Here is an 11,370-nt window from a genome sequence, read left to right as displayed (position 1 = left end):
GGTGTAAAAAACGCGTAAACGCGCGGGGCGGGACGGATGCGAATCGAGGCGGGACGGACGGCGCCGGGGCGCCGCCCGCAACAGGCGCATGCCGGCGTCGCGCCGGCATGCGGGGACGGGTCAGGGAACGAGGATCGTCGAGCCGGTGGTCTTGCGTGCTTCCAGATCGGCATGCGCGCGGCCGACTTCGGCGAGCGGGTAGCGCTGGTTGATGCTGGTCTTCACCTTCCCCGACAGGATCACGTCGAACAGCTCGGCGGCCGCGGCCTCGAGATCGGCGCGCTTCGCGATGTACGAGAACAGCGTCGGCCGCGTGAAGAACAGCGAGCCGCGCGACGAGAATTCCTTCGAGTCGATCGGCGGCAGCGGGCCCGACGCATTGCCGAAGCTGACGAAGTAGCCGAGCGGCGCAAGGCAGTCGAGCGAGCCGATGTAGGTGTCCTTGCCGATCGAATCGTAGACGACCGGCACGCCCGCGCCGTTCGTGATTGCCTTCACGCGCTGCGTGAAATTCTCGCGCGTGTAGACGATCGGGTGGTCGCAGCCGTGCGCCTTCGCGAGTTCGGCCTTTTCGTCGGAGCCGACCGTGCCGATCACGGTCGCGCCGAGCGCCTTCGCCCACTGGCATACGAGCAAGCCGACGCCGCCGGCCGCCGCATGGATCAGGATCGTGTCGCCGACCTTCACCGGGTACGTGCGGCGCAGCAGGTAATGGGCGGTCAGGCCCTGCAGCATCACCGACGCCGCGTCGTCGTAGCCGATGCCGTCCGGCAGCTTCACGATGCGCTCGGCCGGCATCACGCGCTCCTGCGCATACGCGCCGGGCGGCTGGCCGACATAGGCGACACGGTCGCCGGCCTTGAACGCGGTCACGCCGTCGCCGACGGCCGTCACCTCGCCCGCCGCCTCCATCCCGAGGCCGCCGGGCAGCGGCTGCGGATACAGGCCCGTGCGGAAATACACGTCGATGTAGTTGAGCCCAACGGCGTGTTGCCGGATGCGGACTTCGCCCGCCTTCGGCGCGCCGACCTCGACATCGACCCACTTCATCACGTCCGGGCCGCCCGGCTGGTCGTATCGGATTGCTTTCGGCATCGTTTTGCTCCTCTTCTGTCTGTCAGTCAGGAAAACCCGGGGCGCCGATGCGCGCGTCGCACCGATTCGTGCAGGAGCCGGCAGGCGCGCGTGGCGACGCACGATTCTCGCGCGTCGCCGCCGTCCGTGCATGGCCCTGCCACCGGCAGGGACAATCGGACGCGGCCCGCGCCTAGCAAACGTCCTGCATGTTCCGCGCCAGATCGTCGAGCAGCATCCGCGCGGTCGCGACGTTGGTCGCCACCGGCACGTCGTGCACGTCGCACGCGCGCACCAGCGCGGTGATGTCGGGATCGTGCGGCTGCGCGGTCATCGGGTCGCGCAGGAACACGACGATGTCGACCCGGCCGTCGGCGAGCTCCGCGCCGATCTGCAGGTCGCCGCCGAGCGGCCCCGACAGCTTGCGTTCGACCTCGAGCCCGTGCGCGGCCGCGATGCGGCCACCCGTCGTGCCGGTGGCGACCAGCCGGCATTGCGCGAGCGTCTCGCGATACTGGCCCGCGAGCGCGACGATCTCGTCCTTCTTCGCGTCGTGCGCAATCAGTGCGATGCGGGGTTTGCTCATCTCCAGTTCCTTCGTCGTTCGGTTGTCGTGTTGTCGTCGTGAATCGAAAAGCGCGGGTCAGAACGTACCCGGATATGCGCCGCCGTCGAGCAGCCAGTTCTGCCCGGTGATGTAGCCCGCATGGACGCTGCACAGGAACGCGCAGGCCGCGCCGAACTCGGCGCGGGTGCCGAGGCGCCCGGCCGGAATGTCCCTGGTGCGACGCGCACGCATCTCGTCGACCGTCACGCCCTGCGCCTGCGCCGACGCGGCGAGCGTCGTCGCGATCCGGTCGGTGTCGAACAGCCCCGGCAGCAGGTTGTTGATCGTCACGCCCTGCCCCGCGACCTTGCGCGACAGCCCCGCGACGAAGCCGGTCAGCCCCGAGCGCGCACCGTTCGACAGCGCCAGCACGTCGATCGGCGCCTTCACGGCCGAACTCGTGATGTTGACGATCCGGCCGAAGCCGCGGCCGATCATCCCGTCGACGGTCGCGCGGATCAGCTCGATCGGCGTCAGCATGTTCGACTCGAGCGCACGGATCCAGTCGTCGTGCGAGAAGTCGCGGAAGTCGCCGGGCGGCGGGCCGCCGGCATTCGTCACCAGAATGTCCGGCTGCGGGCACGCGGCGAGCGCGGCCGCGCGGCCGTCCGGCGTCGTGATGTCGCAGGCGACCGCCGTGACCGACACGTTCGCGCCGGCCCGGATCTCTTCCGCGGTTTCCTCCAGCGTGTCGCGCGTACGCGCGACGATCACGAGGTTCACGCCCTCCGCGGCCAGCGCTTCCGCGCAGCCGCGCCCGAGGCCCTTGCTGGCCGCGCATACGAGCGCGGTCTTTCCTTCAATGCCGAGATCCATCGTCGCTTCCCTGGTGGCGCGCGTGCCGGCGCGGCCCCGTGTGGCCGCCGACGGGCGGGCGAACGGGCGTGCGCGGCACGCGGATTGTCGTGAGACGTCGATAATATCCGGATCGCGCGGCGCGCCTTGGTAAAATTGCGGCCATAAGCGACGGCCGGCCCGTGCCCGCCGCCGCCCCCGATCCCCTTTTGCCGCCAAGGCACCCCGTCATGAAACAGGACAGCCGTTTCCCGAACCTCTTCATCACCGATCACCCGCTGATCCAGCACAAGCTCACGCACATGCGCGACAAGGACACGTCCACGCGCACGTTCCGCGAACTGCTGCGCGAGATCACGCTGCTGATGGGCTACGAGATCACCCGCAACCTGCCGATCACGACCAAGCGGGTCGAAACCCCGCTGGTGGCGGTCGACGCGCCGGTGATCGCGGGCAAGAAGCTCGCGATCGTGCCCGTGCTGCGCGCGGGCATCGGGATGTCGGACGGCCTGCTCGACCTGGTGCCGTCCGCGCGCGTCGGCCACATCGGCGTGTACCGCGCCGACGACCACCGCCCGGTCGAATACCTGGTGCGCCTGCCTGACCTGGAAGACCGCATCTTCATCCTGTGCGACCCGATGGTCGCGACCGGCTATTCGGCCGTGCACGCGGTCGACGTGCTCAAGCGCCGCAACGTGCCGGCCGCGAACATCATGTTCGTCGCGCTGGTCGCCGCGCCCGAGGGCGTGCAGGTGTTCCAGGACGCGCACCCGGACGTGAAGCTGTTCGTCGCGTCGCTCGACTCGCACCTGAACGAGCACGCGTACATCGTGCCGGGCCTGGGCGACGCGGGCGACCGCCTGTTCGGCACCAAGAACTGACTCGCCGGCGCCGTCTGCCGCGCGGCCCGGCGCGCCGCGACGGCCGCCCCGGCCGTTCGGCCATGCGCGGCGGCCCCGAACCGGCGGTCGCCGCGTGATAAAATCACGATCCACTCGACACGCGCGGCCCCGCGGCTTCATGCCCGCCGAAACGGCCGCCGATTCAACGACACACTGAAACAATCGCCCGCGCTGCGCGCCCGGGCACGGAGAAAGGTATGGCTGGTCATTCGAAATGGGCCAACATCAAGCATAAGAAGGCTGCGGCCGACGCGAAGCGCGGCAAGATCTGGACCCGCCTGATCAAGGAAATCCAGGTCGCGGCGCGCCTCGGCGGCGGCGACGTCAACTCGAACCCGCGCCTGCGTCTCGCGGTCGACAAGGCAGCCGACGCGAACATGCCGAAGGACAACGTCAAGCGCGCGATCGATCGCGGCGTCGGCGGCGCGGACGGCGCGAACTACGAAGAAATCCGGTACGAAGGCTACGGCATCAGTGGCGCGGCGATCATCGTCGACACGCTGACCGACAACCGCACCCGCACGGTCGCGGAAGTGCGCCACGCGTTCTCGAAGTTCGGCGGCAACATGGGCACCGACGGCTCGGTCGCGTTCATGTTCGATCACGTCGGCCAGTTCCTGTTCGCGCCCGGCACGTCGGAAGACGCGCTGATGGAAGCCGCGCTCGAAGCCGGCGCGAACGACGTGAACACGAACGACGACGGTTCGATCGAGGTGCTGTGCGACTGGCAGGCATTCTCGGCGGTGAAGGACGCGCTCGAAGCCGCCGGCTTCAAGGCCGAACTCGCCGAAGTGACGATGAAGCCGCAGAACGAAGTCGAATTCACCGGCGACGACGCGGCGAAGATGCAGAAGCTCCTGGACGCGCTCGAGAACCTCGACGACGTGCAGGACGTGTATACGAACGCCGTCATCGTCGAGGAATGAGATGCCGGCCGCCGCGCACCTGTCGCGGCGGCGGCCCGACCGATTCCGCGGCCGGCGCGCCTGAGCGTGCCGGCCGCCCTGTTTTCTAGTCTGCGGGGAATCCCATGAAACTACTCGTCGTCGGTTCCGGCGGCCGCGAACATGCACTGGCGTGGAAGCTCGCGCAGTCGCCGCGCGTCCAGATGGTCTACGTCGCGCCCGGCAATGGCGGCACGGCGCAGGACGAGCGTCTGAAGAACGTCGACATCACGTCGCTCGACGAACTCGCCGATTTCGCGGAACGCGAAGGCGTCGCGTTCACGCTCGTCGGGCCGGAAGCGCCGCTCGCGGCCGGCATCGTCAACCTGTTCCGCGCACGCGGCCTGAAGGTGTTCGGCCCGACCCGCGAAGCCGCGCAGCTCGAAAGCTCGAAGGATTTCGCGAAGGCGTTCATGAAGCGCCACAACATTCCGACCGCCGACTACGAAACCTTCTCCGATGCGGCCGCCGCCCACGCGTACCTCGACGCGAAGGGCGCGCCGATCGTCGTGAAGGCCGACGGCCTCGCGGCCGGCAAGGGCGTCGTCGTCGCGATGACGCTCGAAGAGGCGCATGCGGCCGTCGACATGATGCTGTCGGGCAACAAGCTCGGCGATGCCGGCGCGCGCGTGGTGATCGAGGAATTCCTCGATGGCGAGGAAGCCAGCTTCATTGTGATGGTCGACGGCAAGCACGCGCTGGCACTGGCTTCCAGCCAGGACCACAAGCGCCTGCTCGACGAGGATCGCGGCCCGAACACCGGCGGCATGGGCGCGTATTCGCCCGCGCCGATCGTCACGCCGCAGATGCACGCACGCGTGATGCGCGAGATCATCATGCCGACCGTGCGCGGGATGGAGAAGGACGGCATCCGCTTCACCGGCTTCCTGTACGCGGGCCTGATGATCGACAAGGACGGCAATCCGCGCACGCTCGAGTTCAACTGCCGGATGGGCGACCCGGAAACGCAGCCGATCATGGCGCGCCTGAAGAGCGATTTCTCGAAGGTCGTCGAGCAGGCGATCGCGGGCACGCTCGACACGGTCGAGCTCGACTGGGATCGCCGCACCGCGCTCGGCGTCGTGCTGGCCGCGCACGGTTACCCGGACGCGCCGCGCAAGGGCGACCGCATCAACGGGATCCCGGCCGAAACCGAACAGGCCGTGACGTTCCATGCGGGCACGACGCTCGCCGACGGCGACAAGCTCGTGACGTCCGGCGGCCGCGTGCTGTGCGTGGTCGGCCTCGCCGATTCGGTGCGCGAAGCGCAGCAGCATGCGTACGACACGATCAACCAGATCAACTTCGAAGGCATGCAGTACCGCCGCGACATCGGCTTCCGCGCGCTCAACCGCAAGAGCGCGTGACGTCGCCATCGCCGCCCCGCGCCCGCGCGGCGGCGGCCCCTCTGCCGGGGTTCGATAGAATGCCCGGCAGACGCTTTTTTTACGGCCCCCGCGTCAGGCGGGGGCAGCCAGTCCAGACATGACCGATTCGACCTACGACGTGGCGCGTGTGCGCACGTACCTCCAGGGCCTGCAGACACGGATCGCCGACGCGCTCGGCGCGCTCGACGGCACGCCGCTCGCGACCGACACGTGGCAGCGCGGGCCGGCCGAACGCCTGCGCGGCGGCGGCTGCACGCGGATTCTCGAAGGCGGCCGCGTGTTCGAACGCGCGGGAATCGGCTTTTCCGACGTGGCGGGCGATGCGCTGCCGCCGTCGGCGAGCGCAGCGCGCCCGCAGCTCGCGGGCCGCGGCTTCGAGGCGCTCGGCGTGTCGCTCGTTTTGCACCCGCGCAATCCGTACTGCCCGACCGTGCACATGAACGTGCGGATGCTGATCGCGACGAAACCGGGCGAAGCGCCGGTGTTCTGGTTCGGCGGCGGCATGGACCTGACCCCGGTTTACGGTTTCGAGGACGACGCGCGGCATTTCCACCAGACCTGCAAGGATGCGCTCGATCCGTTCGGCATCGAGCTCTATCCGCGCTTCAAGCAGTGGTGCGACGAATACTTCTTCCTGAAGCACCGCAACGAGACGCGCGGCATCGGCGGGATCTTCTTCGACGATTTCTCGGAGCCCGGTTTCGAACGCTCGTTTGACCTGATGCAAAGCGTCGGCGATGCGTTCCTGCACGCTTACCTGCCGATCGTCGAGCGCCGCGCCGAGCTGCCGTACGGCGAGCGCGAGCGCGACTTCCAGGCCTACCGCCGCGGCCGCTACGTCGAATTCAACCTGGTGTTCGACCGCGGTACGCTGTTCGGCCTGCAAAGCGGCGGCCGGACCGAGTCGATCCTGATGTCGATGCCGCCGGTCGCGAACTGGCGCTACAACTGGCAACCCGAGCCGGGTTCGGCGGAAGCGCGGCTGTATAGCGACTTCCTCGTGCCGCGCGACTGGGTCTGAGCCCGCGCCCCCCGCTGCCCCAACGAAAGGACGCGTTTCTGGACACCACCGCCCGCCCCGCCCCGCTGCCGCGCCGTATCGGCTTGCTGGGCGGCACCTTCGACCCGATCCACGATGGCCATCTCGCGCTCGCGCGCCGGTTCGCCGAGCTGCTCGACCTGACCGAACTCGTATTGCTGCCCGCCGGGCAGCCGTACCAGAAGCGCGACGTGTCGGCCGCCGAGCACCGGCTCGCGATGACGCGCGCGGCCGCCGGCACGCTGTCCGTGCCGGGCGTGACCGTAACGGTCGCCACCGACGAGATCGAGCACACCGGCCCGACCTACACGGTCGAGACGCTCGCGCGCTGGCGCGAGCGGATCGGCCCGGATGCGTCGCTGTCGCTGCTGATCGGCGCGGACCAGCTCGTGCGCCTCGATACGTGGCGCGACTGGCGCACGCTGTTCGACTACGCGCACATCGGCGTGTCGACGCGCCCGGGCTTCGAGCTCGGCGCGGCGCCGCCGGACGTCGCGCGGGAAATCGCCGCGCGGCAGGCCCGCGCCGACGTGCTGAAGGCCACGCCGGCAGGCCGCTTGCTGATCGATACGACCCTTTCGTTCGACATCGCCGCGACCGACATCCGCGCGCACCTGCGCGAATGCATCGCACGCCATGCGCAAATGCCCGACGCGTCGGCCGAACATGTGCCGGCCGCCGTATGGGCCTATATTCTTCAACATCGCCTCTACCATTCCTGAATCCATGGATATTCGCAAACTGCAGCGCGTGATCGTCGACGCCCTCGAAGACGTCAAGGCGCAAGACATCAAGGTGTTCAACACCAGCCACCTGACCGAACTGTTCGACCGCGTGGTCGTCGCATCGGGCACCTCCAACCGCCAGACCAAGGCGCTCGCGTCGAACGTGCGCGACAAGGTCAAGGAAGCCGGCGGCGACGTCGTCAGCTCCGAAGGCGAGGACACCGGCGAATGGGTGCTGGTCGACTGCGGCGACGCGGTCGTGCACATCCTGCAACCGGCGCTGCGCCAGTACTACAACCTCGAGGAAATCTGGGGCGACAAGCCCGTGCGGATGAAGCTCGGCGGCGGCAAGGGCAACGGCTTCGCGACGGCGAGCGAAGACGACGAGGAAGAGGAAGAAGCGCCCGCACGCCCGGCGCGCAAGACGGCCGCCCGCCGCCGTTAAGCCGCCACGCGTGTCCCGATGAAGCTTTTCATCCTCGCGGTCGGCCACAAGATGCCGGGCTGGATCGCCTCCGGCTTCGACGAATACACGAAGCGGATGCCGCCCGAGCTGCGCATCGAGTTGCGCGAAATCAAGCCCGAACTGCGTTCGGGCGGTCGCAGCGCCGAAAGCGTGATGGCGGCCGAGCGGCAGAAGATCGAGGCCGCGCTGCCGAAGGGCGCGCGCCTCGTCGCGCTCGACGAGCGCGGCCGCGACTGGACCACGATGCAGCTCGCGCAGGCGCTGCCCGGCTGGCAGCAGGACGGCCGCGACGTCGCGTTCGTGATCGGCGGCGCCGACGGGCTCGATCCGGAACTGAAAGCGCGCGCCGACGTGCTGCTGCGCATCTCGAGCATGACGCTGCCGCATGGCATGGTGCGCGTGCTGCTCGCCGAACAGCTTTACCGGGCGTGGAGCATCACGCAGAATCACCCCTACCACCGCGCATGACGTGTCGTCCTCGAGACGCGCGCCGCGCGCGCTCAACGAGATAACGACACCATGCCGTCCAGCACGTCCCCCGCGCTTTTCCCGACCCCGCTTTTCCAGACGCTTTACCTCGCTTCGCAAAGCCCGCGCCGCCAGGAGCTGCTGCAGCAGATCGGCGTACGCTTCGAGCTGCTGCTGCCGCGCCCCGACGAGGACGCCGAGGCGCTCGAGGCCGAACTGCCCGGCGAAGCCGCCGACGCGTACGTGCGGCGCGTGACCGTCGCGAAGGCCGAGGCCGCGCGTGCCCGCCTCATCGCGAGCGGCAAGCCGGCCGCGCCGGTGCTGGTGGCCGATACGACCGTGACGATCGACGGCGCGATCCTCGGCAAGCCGGCCGACGCCGACGATGCGCTCGCGATGCTCACCCGCCTCGCCGGCCGCGAACACGCGGTGCTGACTGCCGTCGCCGTGATCGACGCCAGCGGCGAGCTGCTGCCGCCCGCGCTGTCGCGCTCGTCGGTGCGCTTCGCGGCCGCGTCGCGCGACGCATACGTGCGCTACGTCGAAACCGGCGAGCCGTTCGGCAAGGCCGGCGCGTACGCGATCCAGGGCCGCGCGGCCGAATTCATCGAGCGAATCGACGGATCCCATTCAGGTATCATGGGTCTGCCCCTTTTTGAGACTGCCGCGCTGCTGCGTACCGCACGCGTCGCCTTCTGAACCGCACCATGAACGAAGAAATCCTGATCAACCTCACGCCGCAGGAAACGCGCGTCGCACTCGTCCAGCAAGGCGCGGTGCAGGAGCTTCACGTCGAGCGCACGCTGTCGCGCGGGCGGGTCGGCAACATCTATCTCGGCAAGGTCGTGCGCGTGCTGCCCGGCATGCAGTCGGCGTTCATCGACATCGGCCTCGAGCGCGCGGCGTTCCTGCACGTCGCCGACATCTGGCATCCGCGCCTCGCGGGCGAGCCCCAGTCGGGCGCGCCGCACCAGCCGATCGAGAAGATCGTGTTCGAGGGCCAGACGCTGATGGTCCAGGTGATCAAGGATCCGATCGGCACGAAAGGCGCGCGGCTGTCGACGCAGGTCAGTATCGCGGGCCGCACGCTCGTCTACCTGCCGCAGGAACCGCATATCGGCATCTCGCAGAAGATCGAAAGCGAGGCCGAGCGCGAGGCCGTGCGCGCGCGGCTGACCGCCGTGATCCCGCCGGACGAGAAAGGCGGCTACATCGTGCGGACGATCGCCGAGGACGCCACCTCCGACGAGCTGGCCGGCGACGTCACGTACCTGCGCAAGACGTGGGCGACGATCGTCGCGCAAGCGCAGCGGCTGCCGGCGACAAGCCTGCTGTACCAGGATCTCGATCTCGCGCAGCGCGTGCTGCGCGATTTCGCGAACGACGACACGACGCGCATCCAGGTCGATTCGCGCGAGACGTACACACGTCTCGCGGAATTCGCGGGCGAGTTCACGCCGGCCGTGAGCCCGAAGCTGCATCACTACACGGGCGAGCGGCCGCTGTTCGACCTGTACAACATCGAGACCGAGATCCAGCGCGCGCTGTCGCGCCGCGTCGACCTCAAATCGGGCGGTTACCTGATGATCGACCAGACCGAGGCGATGACGACGATCGACGTGAACACGGGCGGCTATGTCGGCGCGCGCAACTTCGACGACACGATCTTCAAGACCAACCTCGAGGCCGCGCACACGATCGCGCGGCAACTGCGGCTGCGCAACCTCGGCGGGATCATCATCATCGACTTCATCGACATGGAGAACGCCGAGCATCGCGACGCGGTGCTGTCCGAGCTGAAGAAGGCGCTCTCGCGCGACCGCACGCGCGTGACGGTGAACGGCTTCTCGCAACTCGGGCTCGTCGAGATGACGCGCAAGCGCACGCGCGAATCGCTCGCGCACGTGCTGTGCGAACCGTGCCCGACCTGCCAGGGCAAGGGCCAGGTGAAAACGTCGCGCACCGTGTGCTACGACATCCTGCGCGAGATCCTGCGCGAATCGCGGCAGTTCAACCCGCGCGAGTTCCGCGTGATCGCCGCGCAGCAGGTGATCGACCTGTTCCTCGATGAAGAGTCGCAGCATCTGGCGATGCTGATCGACTTCATCGGCAAGCCGGTGTCGCTGCAGGTCGAGTCGAATCTGAGCCAGGAGCAGTACGATATCGTGCTGATGTAACCTTCCGCCCATCCGCCGCCGGCAGCGCCGCGCGGCGCCCCGCTGCGGTGGCCGGGCTGTTCGCGCATGCCGCGCCGGCACCTGCCGCCGCCCTTTCATTGACCCTTTTCGCATTCACCCCATACCATGAGCCAAGGCCACAACCGCCGCCAGCGCAAGAAACTCCACATCGGCGAATTCCAGGAACTCGCGTTCAACGCCACCGCGCAGTACCGCAACGACATGACCGACCTCGAGCGCGGCCAGTTGATCGATGCGTTCATCGACTTCGTCGAAGCGAACGGGCTGCTGACCGTCGCGTCCGCGGACGAAGGCATCGGCGCGTACGTGATCTCCGGCGCGCCGCGCGGCACGACGACCGACGCGGACCGCGAACTCGTGCGCGGATGGCTGGCCGCCCGTCCGGAACTGACGGACGTCAAGGTCAGCGAATTCACCGACGCGTGGTATCCGGACGCCTGAGTGCCCGGCTTCACGCTGCTTCAAACGGCGCCCGCGCCTGCCCGCCATCACGGCGGGCCAGGCCGGCGTCGCGTGTTTCCCCTTCCGCCGCCCCTCTCCTCCCCGGCACCGGCTCACACGATTCGCGCCGCGTCGACCGTGATTACCCCGATTTCCGCAGTGAATCGGACGCTTACTTCAATTTAACGATCGTTAAGGAAACGCTGATTTATTCGGCTCGGCGGTCATCGCAGACGTAGCCGAGGACGTTTAGAAGACAGCTCACGGAACGGACCCACGACGATGAAGAGGCAGATCGGCTTCGCGGAAGCGGAAATTGCAGG

The 11,370-nt window shown here is 68.4% G+C and carries 13 protein-coding genes; 10 read left to right on the top strand and 3 right to left on the bottom strand.

The genetic code is table 11. The features are described from left to right. Window positions 1-120 precede the first annotated feature (120 nt). From H0X91_RS34160 to H0X91_RS34150, 3 genes are all read right to left on the bottom strand, one after another. Window positions 121-1,095 carry a quinone oxidoreductase family protein gene (locus H0X91_RS34160; protein ID WP_058901665.1) on the bottom strand — a complete coding sequence of 325 codons (975 nt, stop codon included), beginning with the start codon at window positions 1,093-1,095 and terminating at the stop codon, window positions 121-123. Window positions 1,096-1,267: 172 nt separating this feature from the next. Next, the gene (locus H0X91_RS34155; RefSeq protein ID WP_006478230.1) at window positions 1,268-1,660 is read right to left on the bottom strand and encodes a methylglyoxal synthase; all 393 of its coding nucleotides are present in this window, start codon (window positions 1,658-1,660) and stop codon (window positions 1,268-1,270) included. Window positions 1,661-1,717: 57 nt separating this feature from the next. Further along, window positions 1,718-2,497 (bottom strand): SDR family oxidoreductase, encoded by a 780-nt coding sequence (locus H0X91_RS34150; RefSeq protein WP_006481870.1) that lies wholly within the window; start codon window positions 2,495-2,497, stop codon window positions 1,718-1,720. Between the two features lie 209 nt (window positions 2,498-2,706). On the opposite strand from H0X91_RS34150, the gene upp reads away from it, so the two are divergent. From upp to H0X91_RS34100, 10 genes are all read left to right on the top strand, one after another. Then, on the top strand, window positions 2,707-3,357 hold the full coding sequence (gene upp, locus H0X91_RS34145) for a uracil phosphoribosyltransferase (protein WP_006481871.1): 651 nt from the start codon (window positions 2,707-2,709) through the stop codon (window positions 3,355-3,357). Window positions 3,358-3,575: 218 nt separating this feature from the next. Then, on the top strand, window positions 3,576-4,304 hold the full coding sequence (locus H0X91_RS34140) for a YebC/PmpR family DNA-binding transcriptional regulator (RefSeq protein ID WP_006478227.1): 729 nt from the start codon (window positions 3,576-3,578) through the stop codon (window positions 4,302-4,304). A gap of 104 nt (window positions 4,305-4,408) precedes the next feature. Continuing rightward, on the top strand, window positions 4,409-5,689 hold the full coding sequence (purD, locus tag H0X91_RS34135) for a phosphoribosylamine--glycine ligase (protein ID WP_006484263.1): 1,281 nt from the start codon (window positions 4,409-4,411) through the stop codon (window positions 5,687-5,689). A 118-nt stretch (window positions 5,690-5,807) separates the two neighbouring features. After that, window positions 5,808-6,731, top strand: a complete 924-nt coding sequence (gene hemF / locus H0X91_RS34130; protein WP_006484264.1) for an oxygen-dependent coproporphyrinogen oxidase — start codon at window positions 5,808-5,810, stop codon at window positions 6,729-6,731. Window positions 6,732-6,745: 14 nt separating this feature from the next. Beyond that, the gene (locus tag H0X91_RS34125) at window positions 6,746-7,471 is read left to right on the top strand and encodes a nicotinate-nucleotide adenylyltransferase (RefSeq protein WP_077184383.1); all 726 of its coding nucleotides are present in this window, start codon (window positions 6,746-6,748) and stop codon (window positions 7,469-7,471) included. 4 nt (window positions 7,472-7,475) lie between these two features. Then, on the top strand, window positions 7,476-7,919 hold the full coding sequence (gene rsfS, locus H0X91_RS34120) for a ribosome silencing factor (RefSeq protein WP_006484266.1): 444 nt from the start codon (window positions 7,476-7,478) through the stop codon (window positions 7,917-7,919). Between the two features lie 18 nt (window positions 7,920-7,937). After that, on the top strand, window positions 7,938-8,408 hold the full coding sequence (rlmH, locus tag H0X91_RS34115) for a 23S rRNA (pseudouridine(1915)-N(3))-methyltransferase RlmH (RefSeq protein WP_006484265.1): 471 nt from the start codon (window positions 7,938-7,940) through the stop codon (window positions 8,406-8,408). Window positions 8,409-8,459: 51 nt separating this feature from the next. Next, window positions 8,460-9,107 carry a Maf family protein gene (locus tag H0X91_RS34110; RefSeq protein ID WP_084750503.1) on the top strand — a complete coding sequence of 216 codons (648 nt, stop codon included), beginning with the start codon at window positions 8,460-8,462 and terminating at the stop codon, window positions 9,105-9,107. A gap of 8 nt (window positions 9,108-9,115) precedes the next feature. Continuing rightward, window positions 9,116-10,585: a ribonuclease G gene (rng, locus tag H0X91_RS34105; protein ID WP_006490773.1), complete on the top strand. Its 1,470-nt coding sequence runs from the start codon at window positions 9,116-9,118 to the stop codon at window positions 10,583-10,585. Between the two features lie 126 nt (window positions 10,586-10,711). Next, entirely contained in the window at window positions 10,712-11,047 is a 336-nt protein-coding gene (locus tag H0X91_RS34100) for a YggL family protein (RefSeq protein WP_058901666.1), read from the top strand. Window positions 11,048-11,370: the final 323 nt, after the last annotated feature.

Source organism: Burkholderia sp. 9777_1386 (assembly GCF_015712265.1).
Classification (GTDB): domain Bacteria; phylum Pseudomonadota; class Gammaproteobacteria; order Burkholderiales; family Burkholderiaceae; genus Burkholderia; species Burkholderia cenocepacia.
This window is presented reverse-complemented; position numbering and strand designations above follow the sequence as displayed.